At 73.7% G+C, this 25,222-nt stretch carries 22 protein-coding genes; 13 read left to right on the top strand and 9 right to left on the bottom strand.

The window, feature by feature from the left end:
- Positions 1–96 precede the first annotated feature (96 nt).
- Positions 97–1,146 carry a LacI family DNA-binding transcriptional regulator gene (locus ACQPZP_RS15925; RefSeq protein WP_433478384.1) on the top strand — a complete coding sequence of 350 codons (1,050 nt, stop codon included), beginning with the start codon at positions 97–99 and terminating at the stop codon, positions 1,144–1,146.
- Positions 1,143–2,144 (top strand): carbohydrate kinase family protein, encoded by a 1,002-nt coding sequence (locus tag ACQPZP_RS15930; RefSeq protein WP_433478385.1) that lies wholly within the window; start codon positions 1,143–1,145, stop codon positions 2,142–2,144. The genes ACQPZP_RS15925 and ACQPZP_RS15930 overlap by 4 nt, the downstream gene beginning before the upstream one ends.
- Positions 2,145–2,177: 33 nt before the next feature.
- Here the strand turns inward: ACQPZP_RS15930 and ACQPZP_RS15935 are convergent, their stop codons facing one another.
- Positions 2,178–2,816, bottom strand: coding sequence for a hypothetical protein (locus ACQPZP_RS15935; protein ID WP_433478386.1), 639 nt, complete (start codon positions 2,814–2,816; stop codon positions 2,178–2,180).
- A 92-nt stretch (positions 2,817–2,908) separates the two neighbouring features.
- Between ACQPZP_RS15935 and ACQPZP_RS15940 the strand changes: the two genes are divergently transcribed.
- On the top strand, positions 2,909–4,132 hold the full coding sequence (locus tag ACQPZP_RS15940) for an RNA-guided endonuclease InsQ/TnpB family protein (RefSeq protein WP_433478387.1): 1,224 nt from the start codon (positions 2,909–2,911) through the stop codon (positions 4,130–4,132).
- 98 nt (positions 4,133–4,230) lie between these two features.
- Here ACQPZP_RS15940 and ACQPZP_RS15945 read toward each other — a convergent pair whose 3' ends face one another.
- Complete coding sequence (locus ACQPZP_RS15945) at positions 4,231–5,493, bottom strand: sulfite oxidase (RefSeq protein WP_433478388.1); 1,263 nt, start codon at positions 5,491–5,493, stop codon at positions 4,231–4,233.
- 116 nt (positions 5,494–5,609) lie between these two features.
- Between ACQPZP_RS15945 and ACQPZP_RS15950 the strand changes: the two genes are divergently transcribed.
- From ACQPZP_RS15950 to ACQPZP_RS15965, 4 genes are read left to right on the top strand one after another with little or no spacing between them, the layout of a single operon-like run.
- A complete protein-coding gene (locus ACQPZP_RS15950; protein ID WP_433478389.1) occupies positions 5,610–6,512 on the top strand; it encodes an AAA family ATPase in 903 nt (300 codons plus the stop codon).
- 3 nt (positions 6,513–6,515) lie between these two features.
- Positions 6,516–7,661 carry a vWA domain-containing protein gene (locus ACQPZP_RS15955; RefSeq protein ID WP_433478390.1) on the top strand — a complete coding sequence of 382 codons (1,146 nt, stop codon included), beginning with the start codon at positions 6,516–6,518 and terminating at the stop codon, positions 7,659–7,661.
- Positions 7,654–8,778, top strand: a complete 1,125-nt coding sequence (locus ACQPZP_RS15960) for an XdhC family protein (protein WP_433478391.1) — start codon at positions 7,654–7,656, stop codon at positions 8,776–8,778. Before ACQPZP_RS15955 ends, ACQPZP_RS15960 begins: the two co-directional genes overlap by 8 nt.
- An 18-nt stretch (positions 8,779–8,796) precedes the next feature.
- Positions 8,797–9,390, top strand: a complete 594-nt coding sequence (locus tag ACQPZP_RS15965; protein WP_433478392.1) for a nucleotidyltransferase family protein — start codon at positions 8,797–8,799, stop codon at positions 9,388–9,390.
- Here the strand turns inward: ACQPZP_RS15965 and ACQPZP_RS15970 are convergent.
- The gene (locus ACQPZP_RS15970; protein ID WP_433478393.1) at positions 9,368–9,838 is read right to left on the bottom strand and encodes a MarR family winged helix-turn-helix transcriptional regulator; all 471 of its coding nucleotides are present in this window, start codon (positions 9,836–9,838) and stop codon (positions 9,368–9,370) included. The two genes, ACQPZP_RS15965 and ACQPZP_RS15970, sit on opposite strands and share 23 nt — an antisense overlap.
- A 90-nt stretch (positions 9,839–9,928) precedes the next feature.
- Between ACQPZP_RS15970 and ACQPZP_RS15975 the strand changes: the two genes are divergently transcribed.
- Entirely contained in the window at positions 9,929–10,804 is an 876-nt protein-coding gene (locus tag ACQPZP_RS15975; RefSeq protein ID WP_433478394.1) for a nitroreductase/quinone reductase family protein, read from the top strand.
- Here ACQPZP_RS15975 and ACQPZP_RS15980 read toward each other — a convergent pair.
- Genes ACQPZP_RS15980 through ACQPZP_RS16000 form a run of 5 tightly spaced genes read right to left on the bottom strand, consistent with a single transcriptional unit; the run spans position 10,801 to position 16,889 of the window.
- Positions 10,801–12,021, bottom strand: a complete 1,221-nt coding sequence (locus tag ACQPZP_RS15980; RefSeq protein ID WP_433478395.1) for a DUF6986 family protein — start codon at positions 12,019–12,021, stop codon at positions 10,801–10,803. The two genes, ACQPZP_RS15975 and ACQPZP_RS15980, sit on opposite strands and share 4 nt — an antisense overlap.
- Before the next feature lie 50 nt (positions 12,022–12,071).
- Positions 12,072–12,977 carry an aldose 1-epimerase family protein gene (locus ACQPZP_RS15985; protein WP_433478396.1) on the bottom strand — a complete coding sequence of 302 codons (906 nt, stop codon included), beginning with the start codon at positions 12,975–12,977 and terminating at the stop codon, positions 12,072–12,074.
- A gap of 29 nt (positions 12,978–13,006) precedes the next feature.
- Positions 13,007–14,419 (bottom strand): DUF1116 domain-containing protein, encoded by a 1,413-nt coding sequence (locus ACQPZP_RS15990; RefSeq protein ID WP_433478397.1) that lies wholly within the window; start codon positions 14,417–14,419, stop codon positions 13,007–13,009.
- Positions 14,416–15,867, bottom strand: a complete 1,452-nt coding sequence (locus ACQPZP_RS15995; RefSeq protein WP_433478398.1) for an FdrA family protein — start codon at positions 15,865–15,867, stop codon at positions 14,416–14,418. The genes ACQPZP_RS15990 and ACQPZP_RS15995 overlap by 4 nt, the downstream gene beginning before the upstream one ends.
- Before the next feature lie 50 nt (positions 15,868–15,917).
- Positions 15,918–16,889 (bottom strand): oxamate carbamoyltransferase subunit AllH family protein, encoded by a 972-nt coding sequence (locus tag ACQPZP_RS16000; protein WP_433478399.1) that lies wholly within the window; start codon positions 16,887–16,889, stop codon positions 15,918–15,920.
- Positions 16,890–17,101: 212 nt separating this feature from the next.
- On the opposite strand from ACQPZP_RS16000, the gene ACQPZP_RS16005 reads away from it, so the two are divergent.
- The 5 genes from ACQPZP_RS16005 (at position 17,102) to cutA (ending at position 24,230) form a co-directional block, all read left to right on the top strand.
- Complete coding sequence (locus tag ACQPZP_RS16005; protein ID WP_433478400.1) at positions 17,102–18,859, top strand: PucR family transcriptional regulator; 1,758 nt, start codon at positions 17,102–17,104, stop codon at positions 18,857–18,859.
- A gap of 167 nt (positions 18,860–19,026) precedes the next feature.
- The gene (locus ACQPZP_RS16010) at positions 19,027–20,454 is read left to right on the top strand and encodes a uracil-xanthine permease family protein (protein ID WP_433478401.1); all 1,428 of its coding nucleotides are present in this window, start codon (positions 19,027–19,029) and stop codon (positions 20,452–20,454) included.
- Complete coding sequence (locus ACQPZP_RS16015; RefSeq protein WP_433478402.1) at positions 20,451–21,314, top strand: FAD binding domain-containing protein; 864 nt, start codon at positions 20,451–20,453, stop codon at positions 21,312–21,314. Before ACQPZP_RS16010 ends, ACQPZP_RS16015 begins: the two co-directional genes overlap by 4 nt.
- A 16-nt stretch (positions 21,315–21,330) precedes the next feature.
- Positions 21,331–21,816 carry a (2Fe-2S)-binding protein gene (locus ACQPZP_RS16020; RefSeq protein ID WP_433478403.1) on the top strand — a complete coding sequence of 162 codons (486 nt, stop codon included), beginning with the start codon at positions 21,331–21,333 and terminating at the stop codon, positions 21,814–21,816.
- Complete coding sequence (gene cutA, locus ACQPZP_RS16025) at positions 21,816–24,230, top strand: aerobic carbon-monoxide dehydrogenase large subunit (RefSeq protein WP_433478404.1); 2,415 nt, start codon at positions 21,816–21,818, stop codon at positions 24,228–24,230. Before ACQPZP_RS16020 ends, cutA begins: the two co-directional genes overlap by 1 nt.
- Positions 24,231–24,378: 148 nt before the next feature.
- Here cutA and ACQPZP_RS16030 read toward each other — a convergent pair whose 3' ends face one another.
- Positions 24,379–25,221 (bottom strand): polysaccharide deacetylase family protein, encoded by an 843-nt coding sequence (locus ACQPZP_RS16030; RefSeq protein ID WP_433478405.1) that lies wholly within the window; start codon positions 25,219–25,221, stop codon positions 24,379–24,381.
- Position 25,222: the final 1 nt, after the last annotated feature.

Below are 25,222 nucleotides of genomic sequence, written 5' to 3' on the forward strand. Positions count from 1 at the left end.
TGGGGGTTACATCCGGGTTGCGTAGGCGTTATCTTGCGGAACGCGAAAGCGTTTGCGCAAGCGTTTGCGCCGAAGATTTTCCGAGGAGGGGGCCGAATGGCGACGATGGCCGATGTCGCCCGGGTGGCCGGGGTCTCGGTCTCCACGGTGTCGCACGTCATCAACGGGACGCGCTTCGTCAAGGAGGAGACCCGGCAGGTGGTGATGGACGCCATCCACGCGACCGGCTACACCCACAACACCATCGCCAAGTCCCTGGTCAGCGGCAGCACCAACACGATCGGGCTGGCGATATCCGCGATCACCAACTTCTACTTCGCCGACATCGTGTCGGCGATCGAGACGGAGGCCGGCAAGGCCGGGTACACGCTCCTGCTGGCCGACACCCACGACGACCCGGGCGCCGAGCTCGCCGTCGTGGAGGCCCTGCACCAGCGCAGGGTGGACGGGGTGCTGCTCGCCACGAGCGGGGGCCCGCGGGGACGCCCGCTCGGCTATCTGGCCGAGCTCGGCGTCCCCGCGGTGCTGGTGGACCGTTGCGCCTCGGATCGCTTCGACCAGGTCGGCGTCGCCAACGTCGAGCCGACGGCCCTGCTCACCGCGCATCTCGCGGGGCTCGGGCACGAGCGGATCGCGATGATCTCCGGGCGGACGGGCCTGCGCACCAGCGACGAGCGCGCCGAGGGGTACCGGGCCGGCCTCGCACGGGCCGGGCTCGACCTCGACGAGCGGCTCACGGTGTCGGGCTGGTCGAACGCGGAGGACGCCGACACGGCGGTGGGCCGGCTGCTGGCGCTGGCGGACCCGCCGACGGCGTTCGTCGTCGCGAACAACCACATGACGATCGGCGCCATGCGGGCGTTCGGGCGGCTCGGCGTCCGGGTGCCGGAGGACGTCGCGCTGGTCTCCTTCGACGACTTCGAGTGGGCCGAGCACTTCCGGCCGCGGCTGACCACGATGGCGCAGCCGATCCACGAGATCGGCGCCCGCGCCGTCCGGATGCTCCTGGACCGGATCGGCGATCCGCGGCGCACGCCGGAGACGGTGCGGCTCGACCCGACCTTCCGGCACCGGGAGTCCTGCGGGTGCCCGCCGGAGCCGGTTTCGCGGCGCGGCCGCCCGATCGGAGATGATGAACGACCATGAACCACATCGCGGTGATCGGCGAGGCGGTGGCCGACGCCTTCCTGCCCGGGGCGGGGGACCCGGGCGAGGGGCTTCGCCTGGACGTGCGGCCCGGCGGCGGCCCGGCCAACACCGCCGTCGCCCTCGCCCGGCTCGGCACCCCGACGCGCTTCCTCGGCAGGCTGAACGGCGGCCCGTTCGGGCGGATGCTGCGGCGTCACCTGGTCGCGTCCGGCGTGGACGTGTCCGGGGCGGTCGAGGCGCCGGAGAACGCCACGCTCGCCGTCACCGCGGTCGGTCCGGACGGGCAGGCCGCCTACGACTTCTACGCCGAGGGCACGGCCGACTGGCAATGGACCGGGGACGAGCTGGAGGCGCGGATCCCGCACGGCGCCTGCGCCGTGCACACCGGGTCCCTGGCGCTGGTCACCGACCCCGGCGGCCCCCTCATCGAGGACCTGCTGGAGCGGATGCGGCCGCACGCCACGATCTCGGTCGACCCGAACGTGCGGCCGGGCATCGTCCCGTCCGCGACGTACCGGGAACGGCTCGCGCGGTGGACGAGGCAGGCCGACGTCCTCCGGCTGAGCGACGACGACCTGCGCGAGCTCGTCCCGGACGGGTCGTTCGAGGAGGTCGCCAAGGCATGGCACGCGGACGGCGTGGCGCTCGTGGTGCTGACCCTCGGCGCGGGCGGCGCGGTCGCCTCGCTGCGCGGGCGGCCGGTCGAGGTGCCCGCCGTCGCCGTCCGGGCCGTGGACACCGTGGGGGCGGGCGACGCGTTCATGGCCGGGATGCTGCACGCCCTCGGCCTCGCCGGGCGGCTCGGCGGCCGGCTGGACGATCTGGACGCCGAGGACGTGCGGGCCGCGCTCGGGTTCGCGGCCCGGGTCGCCGCCGAGACCGTCCGGGTGCCCGGCGCGGACCCGCCCTGGGCGCACCGGCTGCCGGCGGACGTCCTCGATCCGGTCCGGGGCCGTGCCCCGGCCGGCGCCGATCGCGACCCGGCCGGGGCGTAGCACCGCACCTGGCACCGCCCAAGGCACGGCACCTCACAGCGCGGTGAAGACGGTGACCGTCCCGGCGCCGATGAGGGCGACGGCCCAGACGCGGTCGAGGTCGAACCAGGTGCGCCGGAGGACCGCCAGCCCGACGATCTCGTACACGAGCACCGCGATCACGCCCGCCACGGTGAACATCGAGAGGGTGTGCACGGCGGTGACGAAGATCCCGGTCGACACGGCGCTTCCGGAGGACGCCGCCAGGCCGTGGTCGTGGTGCGCCGGGGCCGCCCCGGACGAGGTGAGGATGGGCAGCAGCATGAGGCCCGCCCCGTGCATCGACGACATCAGGAACGACCAGCCGGCGAGCTGCCACAGCGAGATCCGCATGCCGACCCAGCGGAAGTGGCGCCGCGACAGCAGCCGCCAGAGCCCGAACCCGGCGAGCACGACGCCCCCGCCGATCGCGACCGCCTGGCTCGTGACGACGGAGCTGGTGAGCGCGATGAGCACGGCGACGGCCCCGACGGACGCGGCGTGGCCCGCGGCGATGGCCGGGAGCGACTGCAGCACGAGGGCGCGGCTGCGCTCCTGGAGGCCGCGGGCCACCGCGAACAGCCAGCCCATGGCGGGGTTGAGGCCGTGGAACGCGCCGAGCGCCACAAGGGCGGCGAGCGAACCGTCGTTCATTCAGCACCTTCAACCTGGAGTACCCGGGTGGGTGGGGAATCTTCCTCCGCGTTCTCCTTACGGGGACACGGGATCGGTGTAATTTCATTCTCGTGAGGACGGCCTTCAAGTGCCGGGCGTATCCGGACGCAGAGCAGGCGGTGATGCTGAACCGCACGTTTGGTTGTGCGCGGCTTGTGTGGAACAAAACCCTTGCCGAGCGACATTCCAGATATCATGCCGAAGGCAGGCACACGTCGTATAAGCAGACCGATGCGGCGTTGACCACCTGGAAGAATACCCCCGAGTTGCTGTTCTTGAACGAGGTGTCTTCCGTGCCGCTGCAGCAAACGCTGCGGCATCAGCACGCCGCGTTCACCAATTTCTTCGCCGGACGGGCCCGTTACCCGCGCTATAAATCGCGTTCCGGACGCCAATCCGCGCACTATACGCGCTCGGCGTTCCGGATGCGAGATGGCCAGTTGTGGCTGGCCAAGACCGCGGGGCCGCTGAGGGTGGCATGGTCGTGGCCGGACGTGGACCTGGCTGCCCTGAGGCCGACCATGGCGATCGTGTCGCGTGAGCCGGACGGCCGCTGGTTCGTCACCTTCATGGTCGACGAGGAGGATCCTGATCCCGCTGCGCCCACCGGCGAGATGGTAGGTGTGGACTTGGGCCTGAAGGATTTCGCGGTCACCAGCGACGGCGACCGGGTTGCCCACCCCAGGCACATGCAGCGCCACGAGCAGAGACTCAGGCGTTACCAGCGGATGATGGCCCGCAAGATCAAGGGATCGCAGAACCGCAAGAAGGCGAGGCGGAAGCTCGCGCGACGGCATGCCCGAGTGCGCGACGCCCGCCACGGTTTCCTGCACAAGACCACCACGGAGTTTGTTCGTCGCTACGACGTGATCGTCATTGAGGACTTGAACGTGTCCGGCATGGTCCGCAACTCTCGTTTGGCGCGGGCGATCTCCTGCAGTGGGTGGGCGGAGTTCCGGTCGATGCTGGAGTACAAGGCCGCTCGGCTGGGGCGCCGAGTGGTGGTGATCGACCGCTGGCACCCGTCTTCTAAGACATGTAGCGCATGCGGGCATCTCCTTGGGTACCTGGACTTGGGCACCCGTCAATGGGTGTGTCCAGACTGCGGCGCTCGGCACGACCGGGACATCAACGCCGCCAAGAACATTCTGGCCGCCGGGCTGGCGGTGACAGCCTGTGGAGCGGGCGCAAGACCAACGGGGAAGACCCCGAGGCAGCTAGCATTGAAGCAGGAAACCCGACCCGTGAGGGAAGGCGGCCACGCCCTTCAGGGCATCGGCGGAGGCCAAGGGTAGCAGTAGAGTCAGCGAGCTTCTCGGGTGGTGCGGAGGCGGCGTCGCGCGGGGAGGCGTAGAAGGTCGGGTCTGGCTTCGACAGTGCCATGGGGGTCCTCTCAGACGATCGTGACCGGGTGCCGTACGACGGCGCCGAAGAGATAGCCGAGCGTGTTGTAGGGGGCGGTCGGGGGCTGGGACGCGCCGGTCTCGTCGGTGGCCCGCGCCAGGAGCCCGTACCGCCCGCGGCGCTCCGGACGCCACGGGAACTCCCAGCGGACCCACCCGCGCGGGTTGGGGTGATGGTCGAGCGGGCGCGCACGGCGCCACGTCCGGCCGCCGTCCACGCTGACCTCGGTGTGCCGGATCCGCCCGTTGCCCGACCAGGACCGGCCGTGCAGGAGTTGCGGGCGTGCCGGCAGTGCGGTGTCCCAGGGCAGCTCGAACGCGGACTTGACGTTCATGCGGGTCAGCGGCGCGGTCCCCTCCTCCGGATAGGAAGGCCCGAACAGGCGGTAGTAGCGGGTGTTCCACGGCGAGGACAGCGGCTCGTCCGCCACCTGGATGTCGCCGAGCCACTTGATGGATGCGATGCCCACCCACGACGGCACGACCAGGCGGACGGGGTGGCCATGGTCGGGCGGCAGGGGTGCGCCGTTCATCTCGTAGGCGAGCAGGACGTCCTTCATGGCCTTCGCCACGGGAAGGGGACGGCGCACGCGTCCGAGATTCTCGCCCTTGTCCACGTAGTCAGCGTCCAACCCGCGCGGCATGATGTCCACGGCCTGACGGGTTATACCCGCGCGCCTCAGGACCGCCGACAGGCGGACCCCGCGCCATCGGGCCACGCCCACCACGCCCAGCCTCCACGGAGTACCTGACACCTCCTGCCCCTGCTGGGACGCATAGAACCCGCGTCCGTTCCCCGTGCATTCGATGAACGACGTGATGGTCTCCGCGGGGAATCGACGGAGGTCCGCGTACGAGAACTCGATGGGCCGGTCCTCGGCGGGGGAGTCGCGCAGACCCGTCCCCCACAGCCTGAGCCGCCACGTGCGCGCGTCGATGAGCGGCGTGGCCACGTGGTTGCGGACGAAGAACCGGTCGGCAGGTGTGAGGTATCCCTGGCCGCGCATGGCCTCCCAGCGCATCTCGGCGTTGGTGCCGTGCTCGATGAACGACTCCGGCGGCAGCGGCTTCACGATTCCGGTCGCGGCCGACGCCGGATCCTGGGCGAAGGCGGCGGTCAGCCCGGCGCCGAGCCCGGCGGTCAGCCCCGCGCCCGCCGACATCCGCAGCAGCCCCCGCCGGGACGGGGAGCGGACGCTCTCGTAGGTCGCTTCGTCGGTCAGGTCGGCTTCGTCCTGCTCACCGGGTCGCATGCCATCGATGCTGCGCAGCGGGCGATCGAAAGTCAACTTTCCCTACTCTTTTACTAGGAAAAGTGGAGAGGTGGGAGGCGTGCGCGTTCCGTCCCGGGCTGAGTAGCCTGTGAGCCGTGGGGGAGGCGGCGTCGATGACCGTGGACCGGGTCGGATCGCCCGCGGAGCTCGCGGGCCTGCTCGACCGGCATGCCTACCTGTGCGACGAGGGTCTCGCGACGGCGTGCTTCCTCGCGCTGCGGATGGGGCGGCCGCTGTTCCTGGAGGGCGAGGCCGGCGTCGGGAAGACCGAGCTGGCCAAGACGCTCGCGCGCGGGCTCGGCGCGCCGCTGATCCGGTTGCAGTGCTACGAGGGCCTGGACGCCTCCCAGGCGCTGTACGACTGGGACTTCCCGCGCCAGCTCCTGCATCTGCGGGCCGCGGAGGCGGCGGGCGTCAGCGACGTGTCGCGCCTGGAGGGCGAGCTCTACGACCGGCGGTTCCTGCTGGCCCGGCCGCTGCTCCAGGCGCTCGAGACGACGCCGAGCGTGCTCCTGGTGGACGAGCTGGACCGCGCCGACGACGAGTTCGAGGCGTTCCTGCTGGAGGTGCTCAGCGACTTCACCATCACGGTGCCGGAGCTCGGGACGATCCGCGCGGAGCGGCCCCCGGTGGTCGTGGTCACGTCCAACCGCACGCGGGAGGTGCACGACGCGCTGAAGCGGCGCTGCCTGTACCACTGGCTGGAGCATCCGTCGTTCGACCGCGAGGTCGCGATCATCAGGCGGCGGTTGCCGGACGCCGCCGAACGGCTCGCCGGGCAGGTCGCCCGCGCCGCGCAGCGGATGCGCGAGACCGACCTGCTGAAGCCGCCCGGCGTGGCGGAGACGCTCGACTGGACGGAGGCGCTCGTCGCCCTCGGCGTCCGCGAGCTCGACCCGGGGACGGCGGCGGTGACGCTCGGCGCCGTCCTCAAGTACCGCGAGGACCAGCAGCGCGTGCTCGGCGGCGGGCTAGAGGCCCTGCTCAACGGGGGATGAGCCGTGGAGCGGGACGTCACCGAGACGATGGTCGGCTTCGCCAGGACGGTGCGCGCGGCGGGCGGGGCGGCCGATCCCGAGCGCGTCCAGGCGATGCTGGCGGCGCTCGACCATCTCGACGTCCTCGACCCGATCGAGGTGTACTGGGCGGGACGGCTGACGCTGTGCGCCGACCCCGACGACCTCGACCGGTACGACCGGTGCTTCGCCGCGTACTTCTCCGGCGCGACGGTCCGGCCGGGGCGGCGGACGCCGCCGGTGGTCGTCCGCCGGACGGCGGTGCCCGACCAGGGCGCGCAGGGCGGCGACGGGGAGGCCGGGGAGCTGAAGGCGGCCGCGGCCAGCGAGATCGAGGTGCTCCGCGACCGGGACGTGGCGCGGCTGAGCGCCGCCGAGCGCGCCGAGGTCGCGCGGCTCATCGCGGTGCTCGACGCGGGTGCCGAGCGGCGCCGGTCGCGGCGGTTCGCGCCCGCGTCCGGCGGGCGCCTCGATCCCGCGCGGACGGTCCGGGAGACGCTGCGGCGGGGCGGTGAGACGTCGTTGCTGCGGCACCGCGCGCACCGCACCCGGCCGCGCCGGGTGGTCCTCATCGTGGACGTCAGCGGGTCGATGAGCCCGTACGCGGACGCTCTGCTCCGGTTCGCGCACGCCGCGGCCCGGTCCGGGGGGCGGGACGTCGAGGTCTTCAGCGCCGGGACGCGCCTCACCCGCCTCACCCGCGAGCTGCGGCACCGCGATCCGGACGCGGCGATGGCGGCGGTGTCCGCGAGCATCCCGGACTGGAGCGGCGGCACGCGGCTCGGTGAGGAGCTGAAGGAGTTCCTGGACCGGTTCGGGCAGCGCGGGCTGGCCCGCGGCGCGGTCGTGGTGATCGCGTCGGACGGCTGGGAGCGCGGCGACGCGGGGCTGCTCGGCGAGCAGATGGCGCGGCTGCACCGGCTCGCGCACCGGGTCGTGTGGGCGAACCCGCACAAGGCGCGTCCCGGGTACGAGCCGCTGACCGCCGGGATGGCGGCGGCGCTGCCGCACGTGGACGACTTCACCTCCGGGCACAGCCTCGGGGCCATGGAGGAGCTCGCGCGGCTGGTGGCCGGGAACAGGTTGGCCGGGAACAGGTTGGCTGGGAGCAAGGGGAGGGCGCATGCGTGACGTTCTCGGGGACATCGCCGGCTGGTACGCCTCCGGTGAGACGTTCGGTCTGGCGACCGTCGTGAACACCTTCCGCAGCGCGCCGCGGCCGCCGGGCGCGGCGATGGCGGTGTCGCCCGGCGGGGAGGTGGCGGGCAGCGTGTCCGGCGGCTGCGTCGAGGGCGCCGTCTACGAGCTGGCGCAGTCGGTGCTGGAGAGCGGGGAGCCCGTCGTCCAGCGGTACGGGGTGAGCGACGACGACGCGTTCGCCGTCGGCCTGACCTGCGGAGGAATCCTGGACGTGCTGGTCGAGCCGGTCGGGCCCGGCACGTTCCCCGAGTTCGCGGAGGTCGCCGCGGCGATCGAGGCGCACGAGCCCGTCGCGGTCGCCACGATCGTCGCCGGGCCCGGGAGGATCGGCGCCCGCCGCGTCGTCTGGGGCGACCGCGCGTCCGGGTCCCTCGCGCCCGGGGCCCCGCACGCCGCCCGGCTCGACGCGGCGGTGGACGACGACGCGCGCGGCATGCTCGCCCAGGGCCTCACCGGTCAGCGCCACTACGGCCCCGAGGGCGAGCGGCGGCTTGACGACCTGACCGTCTTCGTGCACTCGTTCGCCCCGCCGCCGCGCCTGCTGGTGTTCGGCGCGATCGACTTCGCGGCGGCCGTCGCGCGGATCGGCAAGTTCCTCGGCTACCACGTGACGGTGTGCGACGCGCGGCCCGTGTTCGCGACGCCCAAGCGGTTCCCCGACGCGGACGAGGTCGTGGTGAAGTGGCCGCACAAGTTCCTGGACGAGACGCGCGCCGTGATCGACGAGCGGACGGCGATCTGCGTCCTGACCCACGACCCCAAGTTCGACGTGCCGCTGCTGGAGGTGGCGCTGCGCACCGGCGCCGGCTACGTCGGCGCGATGGGTTCGCGCCGCACCCATGACGACCGCCTGGCGCGGCTGCGGGAGGCGGGCCTGTCCGAGGCCGAGCTGGGCCGGCTGCGCTCGCCGATCGGCCTCGACCTCGGCGCCCGCACGCCGGAGGAGACGGCGGTGTCGATCGCGGCGGAGCTCGTGCAGCTCCGCTGGGGCGGGTCCGGGCGCCCGCTCACCGACACCAGCGGCCGGATCCACGCCGACGCGACCTGAGCGGACTACCCTCGCTGGATGACGTTGCACGGAGCGGACACCCCGGCCGGCCTGCTGCTCGCGGCGGGGGAGGGCAGCCGCCTCGGGTGCCCGAAGGCGATGCTGGAGCTGGACGGCGAGCGCCTCGTCGACCGGGGCGTGCGGATGCTGCGGGACGCGGGCTGCTCCCCGGTCGTGGTGGTGGCGGGGGCCGCGCAGATCGAGGTCATCGGCGCCGTCGTCGTCCCGAACCCGGACTGGCGGGACGGCATGGGCTCCTCCCTGCGCGCCGGCCTCGCCGCCCTGCCGCCCGCCTGCCCGGCCGTGGTCGTCGCGCTCGTCGACCAGCCCCTCGTGACGCCGGCCGCCGTGGAACGGCTCATCGCCGCGTACGAGGCGGGCGCCGGGATCGCCGTCGCGACCTACGGGGGAGCGCCGCGCAACCCCGTGCTGCTGGGCGCGGAGCACTTCGCGGGCGTCGCCGAGGCGGCCGTCGGCGACCAGGGCGCGCGCGGCTACCTGCGCGCCCGCCCGGAGCTGGTCACGCCCGTGCCGTGCGACGACGTCGCCGCCCCCGACGACATCGACACCCCCGAGGACCTGGCCGCCTTCAACCGCCGCGAGCCTCGGTGACGGCGCGCTCGTAGGCGAGCAGCGTGCCGATGAACACCTTGCGCTGCTCCGGTGTGAGCGGCTCCAGGGCGGTGCGCCAGGCGCCCGCGCCCTGACCGAGCCACCCGTTGATCGCGGGGAGGTGCTCGTCCGCGACGCTGACGATGGTGCGGCGCCGGTCGGCGGGGTCCTCGCGGCGCTCCAGGATGCCCTGCCGGCTGAGGTCGCCCACCATCAGGCTCACCGTCGCGGGCGCGACCTCCAGCCGGCCGGCCAGCGCGTTCACCGTCATCGGCCCGTCGAACAGCAGGTAGGCGAGCAGCGACAGGTGCCGCGGCGCGAGGTCGAAGGAGGACAGCTCGGCGGGCACCCTGATCCGCTTGGCCGCCGAGACGAGCCGGGGCATCAGCAGCAGCATCGTCCGGATGCCGTCGTCGACGTCCGGGCCCGCGCTCTCATCGGTTGACATTGCCTGCACATCCAAAATAGCTTTGCACTACAAAAGACTTTGCTTCCAAAGCAAAATATTCGATCGCGTCCAGGATAGGAGAGCCCTGCCATGAGCGAGTGGAACCGGCAGATCATCGAGGAGTTCCGGGCGAACGCCGGCAAGGTCGGCGGGCGGTTCGAGGGCGCGGACCTCCTGCTGCTGACCAGCACTGGCGCCAGGACCGGCGATCCGCACACCACACCGCTCGGCTACATGGCGGACGGCGAGCGCCTCCTCGTGTTCGCCACCAACGCCGGCCTCCCGTCGAACCCGGCGTGGTACCACAATCTCCGTGCCGACCCCCGCGTGACCGTCGAGGTCGGCACCGAGACCTTCGACGGCGTCGCGATCCCCGTCGAGGGCGGCGAACGCGACAAGTTGTACGCGCGGCGCGGCGAACTCGTCCCCGCGTACGCCGAGTACCAGCGCAAGACCAGCCGCGTCATCCCGGTCGTGGCCGTTCACCGCGGCTCCCTGGACGGGCGTGCCTGGGCCATCGGCGACGAGCTGGTGAAGATCCACGACGACCTGCGGGCGCGGCTGGCGGAACTCCGCGACGACGTCCACTCCTTCTACGACGGCTCCGGCGGCGGCGCGGACCTGGCGGCCCGGCTGCGGGAGCACTGCGTGTCGGTCTGCGGCGTCCTCGGCGAGCACCACGACAACGAGGAGGGACGCGCGTTCCCGCGCCTGGAGGCCCAGTTCCCGGGCCTCGCCCCGGTGATCGGCCGGCTCCGCCGCGAGCACGTCAAGGTCACCGAGACCAGGGCCGCGCTCCAGGCCATGCTGGACGATCCCGGAGCCCGCGACCCCGCGCACGTCCGCGCCGAACTCGACCGGATGACGGCCGAGCTGGACGCCCACTTCGCCTACGAGGAGGAGCAGCTCGGCAGCGTCATGAACGCGGTCGGCCCGCTCTGGAGGACCGGCCCCCGGCGGGGTTAGGACGCGGGCAGGACGCTCTCGTCCAGGGCGCCGCAGTCGACGGCGCGGCGGAGGCGGGCGGTGAGCGCCTTGATGGTGGCGGGCTCGTCCAGGACGCCGCTCGCGTTCCCCGCCGCCTGCTCGTGCCAGGCCCGGACCCGGCCGATCACGTCGTCGACGCCCGTCAGGTGGAACGCGTACACGGCCGCGTACCGGCTGGGCAGGTGCGCGGGATGCAGGTCCCAGCCCTGGTAGAAGCCGTGCTGCAGGGAGTGCCGGACGTGCGCGGCGTGCACCGCCCACGTCCCGTTGACCTCGTCGGGACCGTCGTTGCGGGGGATGACGTTGGTGGAGCCGTCCGACAGCCGCACCCCGGTGCCCGCGAGCGACACCTGCATGATATGCCGGGCGAAGTCGCACGCGGGATGGTCGAGCCGCTGCTCGTGCGGCGGCAGCCCCAGCGCGGCGGTGTAGTCGAACACGCCGAAGTGGGCGGCGGTGATCCGGCCCTGGGCCTCGGCGACGAGCGCCTGCAGCCCGACCCGGTTCTCCTCGTCGTCGAACAGCACCTGCGGCGTCTCCACCTGGATCTCGAACCGCAGGATGCCCTGCGGCAGCCCGAGCGCCGTCTCCAGCCGGTCCAGGAACTCCACGAACAGCCTGATGTGGTCGGTCGACATCACCTTCGGAAACGTGATGGTGAACCCGCCGGGCAGCCGGCCGAGCCGGTCGCGCAGCGCGGTCAGGAACCCGTCCAGCGTCCGCATCGCGCGCTCGTGGCCGCCGTCGGCGAACGACTTGACCCGCACCCCCCAGTAGTGGGGGAGGCCCTTCACCTGGTACGCGGCGGCGACCGCCTCGACGACCTGGGCGACGTGCGCGTCCTCCTCCGTGTCGTCGCGCACCCCGTAGCCGTCCTCGAAGTCGATCCGCACGTCCTCGACCGGCTCGCCCGAAAGCTTCGCCGCGACCCGCTCGCGGACCGGGCCGGCGAGCTCCGGGTCGAGCCCGAACGCGGCGCCGAACGACCCGGCGCCCGGCGTGTGGGTGTTCAGCAGCCGCAGCGCCTCGGCGCCGAAGTCGGCGGGCGTCGAGCGGGAGAACCGGTCGGCCGGAACGTACACCGTGTGCACCGGCTGGCGGCCTTCCGCGCCGCCGGGGAAGCGCTCGCCGTGAGCGTCGCGGACGGCGGCGATGCGCGCGGACAGATCGTCGTACGAGGAGACGCTGAGGTTCACCAGCACATGATCCCCCAACCCGCACCGGCTAGGGAACCGGTCCCGCGTGATCAGGACGCCAGAATGCCCCAGGTGCCGTGGAACTCCGCGCCCGGTTCGAGGTCGATGACGCCCTCCCCGGAGGCGAACGCGTTCGGCGGGCAGGTCATCGGTTCGACGCCGAGACCCGAACGGGGCGCCGGGGCGTTCTCGGCGGTGTAGATCTCCATCCACGGGTGCGCCTCGTCGGCCCAGAGCCGGACCGTCCGGCCGCCGCCGGACAGGACCACCCAGACGCGGCCGGCGCCGTCCCGGTTCAGGTCGGCGAACGCGTTGTCGATGCGCCGGTCGCCGAAGACGGGCCCCTCGCGCAGGTCGTACCCGGTCCCGGTGACGTCGAGGGACGGGCCGGACGGGACCATCCGCTCGTCCACCGGGACGTACCGGTCGGCGCCGAGCGTGACCGTGCAGCCGTCGATCGGCTCGCCGACCGTCAGGTAGGGGTGGGCGCCGTGGCCGTAGGGCGCGGTCTTCGTCCCGGCGTTGCGCACGCCGTGCCGGACGCGGAGCCCGCCTGCGGCGTCCAGCGCGTACTCGACCTCCAGGTCCAGCCGGAACGGATAGCCGGCGGTCCCGAGGAGCCGGTGCGTCAGCCGCACCCGGTCCGGTTCGTGCCCGGCCGCCTTCCACGACGCCCAGCGGACGAGCCCGTGGATCGCGCAGTCGCGGGCGGGCTCGGACACGTCGAGCTGGTGCTCCGAACCGCCGTACTCGTAGCGGCCGCGGTCGATGCGGTTCGGCCACGGGATCAGCAGATGCCCGAACGCCGCCGGGGCGGGCTCGTCGGCACCGTGGGACAGGACGACCGGCCGCCCCTCGTACGTCAGCTCGCGCAGGCTCGCGCCCGACTCGGTGATGACGGCCTGGTACGGCCCGGCGCTCAGGGCGAACTGCTCCCCGGTGATCGGCTCGCTCATGCCGGGGACGTTACCCGCTGCCGGGAGCGCTACGCGATCTCCGCGAGGGCGTGCAGGGCGTCGGCGAACACGTTCGCCGGCGGTTCGACGAGACCGGCGCCGACCTGGCCGGTGCCGGCCTCCCGCCCGGCGATGCCGGTGTCGATGACCGGCAGGATCCCGGTGCGGACGACGCGGGTGACGTCCACCCCCACCGGGGTGCCGCGGAACGACAGCAGCGGGATCTGCAGCGCCGGATGCTCCGCGAGCGTGATCTCGTACATCCGCTGGGTGGCGGCCACCGCGTCCGGGACCTCGCCGCCGACGAACCGGACGATCGCCGGCGCGGCGGCGAGCGCGAACCCGCCCATCCCGGCCGTCTCGGTGATCGCCGAGTCGCCGATGTCGGGGTTGGCGTCGTCCGGGCCGTACCCGCCGAGGTAGAGGCCGTCGGGAACGCCCGCCGGGCCGGTGAACCAGCGGTCGCCCGTGCCCGACACCTGGATGCCGAAGTCGGTGCCGTTGCGGGCCATCGCCACGACCAGGCTGGACCCGGGGACGTCCCGGGCCGCGTCCGCGCACGCCTTCGCCGCCGCCATGCCCGCGTTCAGGAAGAAGTGGTCGTTGCCCGCCGCGAACCGCAGCGCCTCGGCGGCCCTCGCCCGGGGCACGTCCTCGGCCGCGGCCAGCGCGGGCGCCAGCTCGCGCAGCAGCAGCGACGTCGCCGCCCGGTTCCGGTTGTGCAGCTCGTCGCCCATCTGCAGCGCCTGCGCGATCAGCGACACCAGGTCGAGCGGGCCGTGCCGCCGCACGGCCGCCCGCAGCGCCGGGCCGAGCACCTCGCCCATCCACGTCAGCCGCTCGATCACCTCCGGCCCGTACGCCCCGTACCGCAGCACCTTCCCGAGGCCCTCGTTGAGCGAGCAGTACGAGGTGCCGCCGTGCTCGGCGTCCTCCACCACCAGCATCCACATGGACGGGCTGACGACGCCCGCCATCGGCCCGACCGCCGCGTGATGGTGGCACGGCTCGAACGAGGCCGCGCCGCGCTCCAGCGCGCGTTCGGCGCCGCGCGGCGTCTCGGCCAGCCCTTCGAGGAGCATCGCGCCGACGAGCGCACCGCGCATCGGGCCGGACGCCCGCTCCCACTCCAGCGGCGGCCCCGCGTGCAGGAACGCGCCCTTCTCCAGGCCGAGGACGTCGCCCGCCGGGCGGACGTCCACCAGGTGCGGACGCGCCGACACCATCCGCTGGACGGCGCGGGCGTTGGCCTCCGCGTGCCCCGGGGCGCCGAGCACCGCGGCGAGCGCGGCCTCCGTCCCGGCCGGCGGCGGCCGCCAGTCGACCGTCTCCACCGGGACGGCCTGGTCGGCGAGCGCGGCGGCGAGCACGTCCACGCCGGTCGCGACGACGTTCGGCTCGCGGGACAGCAGCCCGCCCAGCAGGTGCCGCTGGTCGTTCATCGGGACGTCCCTTCCGCCGGCGGGCCCTCCACCAGAGCGAGGGCGTGCCGGGCAGCCTGGGCGTTGGAGGCGAACACGTCCGCGCCCGCGTCGCGGAGCGCGGCGGCCTGGCGGTCGCGGTCCTGCGGGTCCGCGGGCGTCCCGCACAGCGACACGACGACGGCGAGGTCCGGGCGGTCCTTCACCGCCTCCGCGATGACCGGGGCGAGCGCGGCGGCCGGGTCGGGTTCGGCGCCGTGCCCGAGCACCACGTCCAGGAGCAGGACCCCGCACCCGGTGTCGGCCGCCTCGTCCCGCAGCGCCTCCAGGCGCAGCGTCGGATCGATCATCGGGTGCGCGCGGCCCCGCGTGTAGGCGTCGTCGCCGAAGTCGGTGAACCGGTGGCCGCGCGCCTCCAGGTCCCGGCCGAGGGCGTCCCGCGCGATCATCTCGGCCTCGTCGCGCAGCGTCCCGCCCGCGAACAGCCCGCGCAGCGCCCGCCCGCCCGCGCGCGCCGGACGCCGGGACGACGGCCAGCGCGGCCACTCGGGAACGGCCCGGCCGAGCGCCTTCAGCGCCTTCTCCGCCGCCCGCGTCAGGTCGTCCTCGCCGGGCATCGGCAGCGCGAACACCACGGGGGTGTCCAGCCGCCGCGCCGCCTCCCGGATCAGGTCCAGCACCTGCGGCGCGGGCGGCTTGGACACCAGCACGATCAGCTCGGTGCCGGGGTCGGCGTCCAGCGCCGCCAGCGCGGACAGCGCCGACCGGCCGCTCACCTCCGGCGACAGGTCCCGCCCCCCGACGCCCAGCACATGGCTGACGCCGGTGCCGGCCGCGTCCAGCAGGCACATCAGCTGCTGCGCGCCCGTCCCGGACGCCGCGACGACGCCGACCGGGCCCGGCCGCACCGCGTTCGCGAACCCCAGGCCCGCGCCGCCGATCACCGCCGTCCCGCAGTCCGGGCCCATCACGATCAGCCCGCGCCGCGCCGCCGCCTCCTTCAGCGCGATCTCCTCGGCGAGCGGCACGTTGTCACTGAAGATCATCACGTTGAGGCCGGCGTCGAGCGCGTCCATCGCCTCGGGGAACACGTGCGGCCCCGGCACCGACAGCAGCGCCACGGTCGCGTCCCCGCGGGACGCCGCCGACCCCGTCGTCCTGGCCGGTGCCGCCCCGAGCCCGCCCGGCTCCGCCGGCGGGCGGGACGCCTCGCGCAGCAGCGCGTCGAGTGCCTCCCGCGCCTCGTCGAGCCCGCCGTCCGCCACGCGGACGGCCACGACCAGATCGTCCGGCCCGGCCTCGTCCGGCACCCCGAACCCCATCCGCCCGAACATCTCGCGGTTCGGCCCGGTGCCCATCGCGACCATCGCCCCGGCGACGCCCGGCCGCTCCGACATCAGCCGGCTCACCCGCATGAGCGTGACCGAATCGTGGTAGCTCCCCCGCCGCACCTCGACCCAATCCGTCACGTGCCCTTCCTGTGAAGGGGCGCCCCCCCACACCCCCCGGTTCGCTTCGCTCATGCAGTGACCCTCGGAGCATGCTGGGCGGCGGAGGAGGTGAGGGCGAGGGCGGCGCGGCAGCCCGCGAGGACGCCGTGCGCCAGGTCCGTGCCCGACGTGTGCCCGACCGCGAGCAGGCGCCGCACGGCCGCGGCCGGAGGTTCGTGGCCCGCGACGCAGCGCAGGACGGCGGTCACCTCGCCGCCCGCGTTGCCGGCGGCCGCACAGTGCAGCAGCGTCGCGGCCAGGGCCGTCGTGCGGGTGCCGGCGTCCGCGGTGACGGCCGCGCCGAGCCAGTCGGCGAGCCACACCGCCGTCCCGCCGTGCCGGACGGCGCCGCCGACCAGCCGCAGCGCCGCGAGCAGGCCGCACAGGATGTCGTCGCCGCTCGGCGTCAGCCCCGGGCCGAGGCCCACGATCCGCTCGGCCGCCTCCACGGCGCCCGCCAGGTCGCCGTCCGCGCAGGCCCCGGCGAGCGCGGCCGGGTCCGGATGCCCGGCGAGGCCCCCGCCCACCAGCCCCTCGCCCGCCGGCCCGGCGGCGGTGAGCGCGCCGGCGGCGGTCAGTTCGGCCTCCAGGGCGCGCAGGCCGCGGGCGAGCGCGGCCGGCTGCATCCCGCCGAGCGCCGGGGACGGGTCCCACCAGCGGCGGACGCGCACGTTCAGCCCGTCGGCCTCGATCCGGCCGTCGCCCACGAACGCCTCGCCGCCCTCGCGGACGGACCGGAACGGATGCTCGCGGCGGGTGGCGACGACCACCACCGCGTTCGGCAGTCGGCCGGCGTCGGAGGTGACGACGGCGAGCACGCGCGGCTCGGGGCCGCCCCGCATCTCCAGGTACAGCGCCGCCGGGAAGACGGCGATCACCCGGGCCGCGCGGCGCGGCGGGTCGAGCACCGGCCGCAGCGCGAGGCTCGCGGCGCCGGCGGCGGGGGGCCGCCGTCCGGGCCGGGCCGGGAGCCGGATCGGGTCGCGGACGAGAGCGGTCACGGATCCTCCCGAGGCCGTTGTCGGCGGCCGCCCGGCACACGGGCGGCCCGGCCTCCGCGACGACCGTAGAACGGCCCTCGCACCGGACGTATGGAGAAAGCTGCCAAGGATGGTTGTCATCGTTCGTCTTTGTTGTCAGTGTTGATCAGAAACCGGTAGCGATCACGCCGTAACGGGCGATGTACGCACCAAAAGGCGAGGTGACCCCTGGCATGAGCTACACCACTGCGGACCCGGGCCCACCGGCCCTCCGGCTCGCGAGTACCGGAACTCTGACCTACGGCCTGTCGGTCGGCGAGGTCCTCGGCGTCAGCACCCTGAACGGCGCCCGCCTCATCGCCGGACGGGCCGGACTCGAACGCGTCGTCCAGCGGCTCAACGTGATGGAGGTCCCCGACATCCTGTCGTGGGTCAAACCGAACGAGCTGCTCCTGACCACCGGCTACCCCCTCCGCAACACCCCCCAGTCGCTCGACAACCTGGTCGCCGACCTGGACGAGCGCGGCCTCGCGGCCCTGGCCATCAAACTGGGCCGCTACCTGGACTCGCTCCCCGCCGAGATGATCGCGCAGGCCGACCGGCGCGGCTTCCCCCTGATCCTGCTCCCGAACGACGTCGGCTTCGACGACATCCTGAACCAGGTCCTGACCGACATCCTGAACCGGCAGGCGGCCGTCCTCGCCCGCACCGAGGAGGTGCACCGTGCGCTGGTGCAGATCGTGCTGTGCGGCGGCGGGCTCCAGGAGGTCGTGGACGAGGTCGCGACGCTGCTGGACGTCGCGGTCGTGGTCCTGGACGGCGAGCAGCGGGTGCTCGCCGGCGCCGGGCCGGACGAGCACGTCCAGGCGATGCGGGCGTTCGACGCCGGCCGGCACGCGGAGTGCGGCCGCGGCGGCTGCGGCGTCATCGGCGCGCACGGCACCGGCGACCACCTCGTCGTGCCCGTGATGGCGGGCGGTTTCGACCACGGCCGGATCGTCGCGTTCAGCCCCGCCGGCACGCTGCGCGGCACCGACCTCGGCATCCTGGAACGGGCCGCCACCGTCGCCGCGCTCGTGGTGACCAAGCAGCAGGCCGTCGCGGCGGTGGAGAGCAAGTACCGCGCCGACTTCCTGCGCGACATCCTCGCCGGGCGCGCCGGCGGCGACGACCGGGTCGTCGCGCACTGCGGCGGGTTCGGCTGGAACCTGGACCGCCCGATGATGGTGGTCGTCGCCGAGCTCGACGGGCGCCCGCGCGGCGCCGCCGAGACCGACGGGAAGGGCCGCGGCAGGACCGCCGAGCCCGACGGCGGGGCGCGCGGCGTGCGCGGCACCGAGGAGCGGTCCGCGCAGGAACGGCTCGCGGCCGCGTGGACGACGGCCGTCCGGCGTTACGACCGCGGCGCGGCCGTCGCCAGCTTCGCGCACGAGGTCGTCGCGGTCGTCGGCGCCGAGGGCGACGACCCCGCCGAATGGGCGAACGGCCCCGTGCAGGCGATGGTCAAGGAGGCTTCGTCGATCTTCGCCGAGCACCTGCCCGTGCGGCGGACGTTCTCCACCGGCATCAGCCGGACGGTGACCTCCCCGGCGGCGCTGCCCGAGGCGTACGAGCAGGCGGTGAAGGCCGTCCGGGTCGGACGCCAGCTGAACGGCGCGGGCGCGCGGGCGCACTTCGACCAGCTCGGCGTGTACCGGCTGCTGAGCCTCGTCTCCGACCCGGACGAGCTGCACGCGTTCGTCCGGGAGACCCTGGGCGACCTCGCCGCCGACGACGAGCCGGAGCTCGTCGACCTGCGCCGCACCCTGCAGGTGCTGCTGGAGACGAACCTCAACGTCGCCGAGACGGCCCGCCGGCTCCACTTCCACTACAACACGCTGCGGTACCGCATCGGCAAGCTGGAACGGATGCTCGGAGCGTTCACCGAGGACGCGCATCTACGGCTCAACCTCACCCTCGCCCTTCACGTACTGCGCATGCGCGGTATCTGAGGGTAGTGTCGCGGTCTCGGTGATCCCGGGACGCCACGCGGGGTCGCGGTACACCGGCCGGTCCTCCCAATCCCGGCCCCGGGCTTTGGCAGATGTCGCCGATGCCCGCCCACCGGGGTAGATCTACCTTGCCCGCATAACGCGGTCGGCTGAGCAGGAGGGCCCCGATGGTGATCGGCTGGAAGCTGCACGGCGACGGGCGAACGCCGCCGCCCGGGGAGGTCGTCAGGCCGGACGAGCGGCTGTCGTGGCCGCGCACCGCCGGCATCGGCGCGCAGCACGTGGTGGCGATGTTCGGGGCGACGTTCGTGTTCCCCGTGGTGATGGGCCTGGACCCCAACCTGGCGATCATGATGTCCGGGGTCGCGACGATCCTGTTCCTGCTGATCGTCGGCGGCCGGGTGCCGAGCTACCTCGGCACGAGCGCCTCGTTCGTCGGGGCGGTCGCGGCGATCCGCGCGGCGGGCGGCGACAGCGCGACCGTGACCGGGGCGATCCTGGTGGCGGGCGCCGTGCTCGCCGTGATCGGCGTGCTCATCCACTTCGCGGGCGGCGACCTCATCCAGCGGGTGTTCCCGCCCGTGGTGACCGGCGCCGTCGTCATGCTCATCGGGTTCAACCTCGCTCCGGTGGTGGCCACCGTCTACTGGCCGCAGGACCAGTGGGTCGCGCTGGCGACGCTGGGCTTCGCCGTCCTCTGCGCGGTGCTGCTGCGCGGTTTCTGGGCGCGCATCACGATCCTGCTGGCGCTCGTGTTCGGCTTCGCCCTCTCGTGGATCCTCGACAAGACCGCGGGGCAGATCACGTCGGTGCTGCCGGGCCAGAACCTGCTGGACGGGGCGGGCAAGGCGTGCACGGCCGAGGGCCCGTACTGCGTCGCCACCGCGTTCCCGCACGACCGGGTCGGCTTCGCGGCCGTGAAGGCGGCCGACTGGTTCGGGTTCCCGGACCTGCACGGGCCCGACTTCAAGACCTCGGCGGTCTTCCTGGCGCTGCCCGCCGTCATCGCACTCATCGCGGAGAACACCGGGCACGTGAAGGCCGTGTCGGCGATGACCGGCGACGACCTCGACCCCGTCCTCGGCCGCGCCATCACCGCCGACGGCATCGGCACCGCCCTCGCGAGCGCGGTCGGCGGCTCGCCCACCACCACCTACGCCGAGAACATCGGCGTCATGGCCGCGACCCGGATCTACTCGACGGCCGCCTACTACGTCGCCGCGGCCGTGGCGATCCTGTTCGGGCTGTGCCCCAAGTTCGGCGCGCTCGTCGCCGCGACGCCCGGCGGCGTGCTCGGCGGCATCACCGTCGTGCTGTACGGGATGATCGGCCTGCTCGGCGCGAAGATCTGGATCGAGAACCGCGTCGACTTCGCCGACCCGGTCAACCTCGTCCCGGTGGCGGCGGGGATCATCCTGGCGATCGGGGACGTGACGCTGCAGATCACCGACGACTTCCCGCTGCAGGGCATCGCGCTCGGCACCATCGCCGTCCTGCTCGGGTACCACGTCCTGAACGTGCTCCGGAAACCGGACGACTCGGGCGCCGGCGTCATCGCGCCTGCGGAGACGGAGATCGGCGGCCCGACGCGGTGAAACCACCTCCGTTCGGCTACCACGCACCGGGCACGCTCGGCGAGGCCCTCGCCGCGCTCGCCGCCGTGCCCGGCGGCAAGGTGCTCGCGGGCGGCCAGAGCCTCATCCCGCTGCTCAACATGCGGCTGGCCGCGCCGTCCGACCTGGTCGACATCAACCGGGTCGCCGAGCTGGACACCCTCCATGCGGGGGACGAGGGCGTGCGGGTCGGCGCGCTCGCCCGGCACGCGCGGGTGGAGCGCTCGGCGGAGGCCGCCGCCGTCCAGCCGCTCCTCGGGCAGGCGCTCCGGCACGTCGCGCATCCCGTCATCCGCAACCGGGGGACGGCCGTCGGCAGCCTCGCGCACGCCGACCCCGCCGCCGAACTGCCCGCCGTGCTCGCCGTCCTCGGCGGGACGGTCGAGGCGGCGTCGGCCCGGGGCCGCCGCACGATCCCCGCCGCCGAGTTCTTCCGGGGGCCGCTCGAATCGGCGCTCGAACCCGGTGAGCTGGCCGTCTCCGCGTTCTTCCCGGCGGCCCCGCCCCGCACCGGCACCGCGTTCACCGAGACGGCCCGGCGGCACGGCGACTACGCGCTCGCCGGCGTCGCCGCCGTCGTCACCCTGGACGAGGACCTCCGGATCCACGCCGCCCGCGCCGGGTACCTCGGCGTCTCCGCGACGCCGCTCGTCCTCGACCTGACCGAGGCCGCGGGGCCGCACGGCGACTGGGCGGCCGCCGCCGCCCACGTCCGGGAGCGGATCGACCCGGAACCGGACATCCACGCGGGCGCCGGGTACCGGCGGCACCTGACCGGCGTGCTGACCGAGCGCGCCCTGAACGCGGCCGCGGCCGCGGCGATGCGGAAGGCGGGGGACTGATGGAGGCGGGGGACTGATGGAGGAGGACTTCGAGGTCGCCGTGACCGTCAACGGGACGCACCGCGCGGCCCGCGTCCCGGCGCGGCGGCTGCTGTCGGACCTGCTCCGGCACGATCTCGGGCTCACCGGCACGCACGTCGGCTGCGAGCACGGCGTCTGCGGCTGCTGCACCGTCCTGCTGGACGGGGAGCCGGTGCGGTCGTGCCTGATGTTCGCCGTCACCGCCTCCGGCCACGAGATCACGACCGTCGAAGGGCTCGCCGCCGCGGACGGGACGCCGTCGGCCGTGCAGCGCGCCTTCCGTGAATGCCACGGGCTGCAGTGCGGCTTCTGTACACCGGGGTTCCTGTGCACCGTCACGGCGCTGCTGCGGGAGACGCCCCGTCCGACGGACGACCAGGTGCTCGAAGGGATCTCGGGGAACCTGTGCCGCTGCACCGGGTACCAGAACATCGTGAAGTCGGTGCACCGCGCCGCAGAACTGATCGCCGAGGAGTCGTGATGGGCACCCGGGTGTTCGGTGAACCGGTCAGGCGGCGCGAGGACGGCAGGCTCCTCACCGGCCGCGGCCGCTACCTGGACGACCTCGGGCGGGACGCGCTGGCGGCGGCGTTCGTCCGGTCCCCGCACGCGCACGCCCGGATCGCCGACATCGACGTGTCGGAAGCGCTCGACGTCGACGGGCTGGTCGCCGTCTACACGTGGGAGGACCTCCCGGGGCGGGTGGGGGAGCCGCTGCCGCTGCTCATCCCGCACCCGGCGCTGACCCATGGCCGCACCGGTTACCCGCTCGCCCGCGACGTCGTCCGGCACGTCGGCGAGCCCGTCGTGATGGTCGTGGCCCGCGACCGCTACCTGGCGGAGGACGCCGCCGAGCGCATCCGCGTCGAGTACGAGCCGCTGCCCGCCGTCGTCGGCATCGAGAACGCCGAGCGGGCCGAGCATCTCGTCCACGACGACGTGCCCGGCAACGTCGGGGCCGTCCTCGTCCAGGAGAACGGCGACGCCCGCGCCGCGATCGACGCCGCGCCGCACGTGCTGGAGTTCGGCCTCTCGATCGAGCGCAGCGCGTCCATGCCGCTGGAGGGACGCGGCGTCTACGCGCGGTGGGACGCCGACGACGGCTCGCTGCGGGTGTACTCGTCCACGCAGGCGTCCACGAGCGTGCGGGCCGCGATCGCCGCGCGGCTCGGGCTGCCGAACGGCAAGGTCGAGGTGATCGCGCCGGACGTCGGCGGCGGCTTCGGCGTGAAGATCGTCCACCCGTGGCCCGAGGAGGTGCTCGTCCCGTGGGCGGCGCGGCTGCTGGACCGCGAGATCAAGTGGACCGAGGACCGCCGCGAGCACTTCGTGTCCGCCGCGCACGAACGCGGCCAGCTCCAGCACGTCCGGGTCGGGTTCGACGACGCGGGCCGCGTCCTCGGGCTGGACGTGCGGATCCTGCACGACCACGGCGCCTACACTCCGTACGGGATCATCATCCCGATCGTCACGTCCACCCAGCTCCTCGGCCCCTACAAGATCGGCGCGTACCGGGCGGAGGTCGTCAGCCTCTACACCAACACGCTGATCGTCACCCCGTACCGGGGCGCGGGCCGCCCGCAGGGCGTGTTCTGCATGGAGCGGACGATGGACCGCATCGCCCGCCACCTCGGCCGGGACCGCGCCGGCGTGCGCGCCGCGAACTTCATCCAGCCCGGCGAGTTCCCCTACGACCAGGGCCTCACGTTCCAGGACGGCCGTCCGCTGATCTACGACTCGGGCGACTACCCCGAGCTGCTCCGCAAGGCGCGGGAGCTGATCGGCTGGGACGGGTTCGAGGCCGAGCGCGCCGCCGCCGCGGCCCGGGGCCGCCGCATCGGCATCGGCCTCGGCGTCTACGTCGAGGGCACCGGCGTGGGCCCGTACGAGGGCGGCCACGTCGAGATCGACACCGCCGGCCGGGTGCACGTCTCGACCGGCCTGACCTCGCAGGGGCAGGGCCACGAGACGGTGTTCGCGCAGATCGCCGCGGCGGAGCTCGGCGTCCCCGTCGAGGACGTGCGGGTGACGACGGGCGACACGCGGCGGTTCGGGTACGCGGTCGGGACGTTCGCGTCCCGTGCGGCGGTGATGAGCGGCAACGCGATCGCGCTGGCCTGCCGGAAGGTGCGCCGCAAGGCGCTGCGCATCGCGGGGGAGGCGCTCGAAGCGGACCCGGACGACCTGGACATCACCGACGGGATCGTGCACGTGCGGGGCGACCTGTCGGCGGCCGTGCCGCTGCGGACGGTCGCGGTCCTGTCGAACCCGCTGCGGTACGCGTTCGACGAGGAGGCCGCGGCGGCGACGCAGTTCGCGGTCGGCCGGCCCGTCACCGAGCCGCCCGTCGCGCCGGGGGAGGAGCCGGGCCTGGAGGGGCGCGACTACTACTCGCCGGTGCGGTCGACGTTCGCGGCCGGGGCCCACGCCGCGATCGTGGAGATCGATCCGGACACGGCCGAGATCGCCGTCCTGCGGTACGCGGTCGTCCATGACTGCGGGCGGCTCATCAACCCGATGGTCGTCGAGGGGCAGATCCACGGCGGAGTCGCGCAGGGCATCGGCGGCGCGCTGTACGAGCGCATGGTGTACGACGGGTCGGGGCAGCTGCTGAACGCGTCGTTCATGGACTTCCTGATGCCGTACGCGACGGAGGTCCCGCGCATCGAGACCGATCATCTGGAGACGCCGTCGCCGCTGAACCCGCTCGGCATCAAGGGCGCGGGGGAGGCCGGCGTCATCCCGGTGTCGGCGGTGATCGCGTCGGCGGTGGAGGACGCGGAGGGCATCCGGGTGGACGCGATGCCGCTCTCCCCGGACGCCCTGTACACGCTGCGGCTCCGCGCCGCGGGGGACCCGTCGCTGCGGGTCCGGGAGGGCGTGCGGGCGGGCTGACGCCCGGGCGGGGACGCCGGGCCCCGGAGTCTGATGCTGGCGGGGTCGGCTCGGGTAGCGGGGGACCTCAACCCCGCCAGCGTGTTGACCCTAGTGAAGGGCCGCCCGGGCGTTCGGCGTAACCGGGATTCCTCCGGGAAGGTCGGTTTCAGGCGGGGCCGGGCTTGTCGGGGGCGTTGCCGCCGAGGGATCTGGGCAGGTAGTTCTGGACGGCGGCGGGCCGGAACCCGGCCTGCCTGATCCAGCCGAGGATCATCTGCAGCTCTCCGGCGAGGCCCTTGCGGTAGTGCATGAGGACGATGTCGCCGGGCTTGAAGCCCTTGGCGCCGTCGCGGCGGGCGAAGCCGTTGTACCCGACGCCGGGCCCGGAGGTGCCGTTGTAGAACTCGGCCGACCAGATGAGCACCGACTTGATGCCGCATTCCTTGGCGGCCTGCAGCGTGGTCTTGTTGTAGCTGCCGAACGGGGGCCGGAAGATCTCGGGCCGGCGCCCGTACTGCTTCGCGATCGCGTCCGAGGAGTCGCAGATCTCCTTCTTCTGCGCCTCGGGGCCGAGCGTCGCCATGTTGGGGTGGCTGACGGTGTGGTTCTCCATGGCCGAGCCCGCGTTGCGCAAGGCCCAGAAGTACTGCCCCTGGCCCTTGATGTAGGTCGAGGTCAGGAACGTCATGATCGGAACCTTCTCCTTGCGGACGAGGTTCACGAACTCGGAGTCGTAGGTGTAGCCGTCGTCGATGGTGAGGAAGACGACGCGGTCCTGGGTGTCGATGTCGGTGATGACCGGCGGCAGGCCGTCGGCGGAGGGCTGCGGCATCGTCCACGACCCGGGTTTCGGCGTCGCCCATTTCTGGTCGCCGAGCACCGTGGCGAGCTGCGCCCGCATGGACGGCCCCGAGCCGCCGCTCCCGGCGGTCAGGACGGGCCAGCCGCCCGCGGCCACGCCCAGCACGCCGGCGGCGACCATCGCGATGACGGGCGTCTTCCCTCGCATC

The sequence above is a fragment of the Spirillospora sp. CA-142024 genome, from assembly GCF_050942325.1.
Classification (GTDB): Bacteria; Actinomycetota; Actinomycetes; order Streptosporangiales; family Streptosporangiaceae; genus Spirillospora.

Coding starts and splice junctions, on each gene's coding strand:
- ACQPZP_RS15925 (WP_433478384.1), top strand. CDS start 97: ATGGCGACGATGGCCGATGTCGCCCGGGTGGCCGGGGTCTCGGTCTCC.
- ACQPZP_RS16020 (WP_433478403.1), top strand. CDS start 21,331: ATGGAGGAGGACTTCGAGGTCGCCGTGACCGTCAACGGGACGCACCGC.
- ACQPZP_RS15945 (WP_433478388.1), bottom strand. CDS start 5,493: ATGCGACCCGGTGAGCAGGACGAAGCCGACCTGACCGACGAAGCGACC.
- ACQPZP_RS15985 (WP_433478396.1), bottom strand. CDS start 12,977: ATGAGCGAGCCGATCACCGGGGAGCAGTTCGCCCTGAGCGCCGGGCCG.
- ACQPZP_RS16030 (WP_433478405.1), bottom strand. CDS start 25,221: ATGCGAGGGAAGACGCCCGTCATCGCGATGGTCGCCGCCGGCGTGCTG.
- ACQPZP_RS16005 (WP_433478400.1), top strand. CDS start 17,102: ATGAGCTACACCACTGCGGACCCGGGCCCACCGGCCCTCCGGCTCGCG.
- ACQPZP_RS16010 (WP_433478401.1), top strand. CDS start 19,027: ATGGTGATCGGCTGGAAGCTGCACGGCGACGGGCGAACGCCGCCGCCC.
- ACQPZP_RS15930 (WP_433478385.1), top strand. CDS start 1,143: ATGAACCACATCGCGGTGATCGGCGAGGCGGTGGCCGACGCCTTCCTG.
- ACQPZP_RS15935 (WP_433478386.1), bottom strand. CDS start 2,816: ATGAACGACGGTTCGCTCGCCGCCCTTGTGGCGCTCGGCGCGTTCCAC.
- ACQPZP_RS15990 (WP_433478397.1), bottom strand. CDS start 14,419: ATGAACGACCAGCGGCACCTGCTGGGCGGGCTGCTGTCCCGCGAGCCG.
- cutA (WP_433478404.1), top strand. CDS start 21,816: ATGGGCACCCGGGTGTTCGGTGAACCGGTCAGGCGGCGCGAGGACGGC.
- ACQPZP_RS15970 (WP_433478393.1), bottom strand. CDS start 9,838: ATGTCAACCGATGAGAGCGCGGGCCCGGACGTCGACGACGGCATCCGG.
- ACQPZP_RS15975 (WP_433478394.1), top strand. CDS start 9,929: ATGAGCGAGTGGAACCGGCAGATCATCGAGGAGTTCCGGGCGAACGCC.
- ACQPZP_RS15960 (WP_433478391.1), top strand. CDS start 7,654: ATGCGTGACGTTCTCGGGGACATCGCCGGCTGGTACGCCTCCGGTGAG.
- ACQPZP_RS15965 (WP_433478392.1), top strand. CDS start 8,797: ATGACGTTGCACGGAGCGGACACCCCGGCCGGCCTGCTGCTCGCGGCG.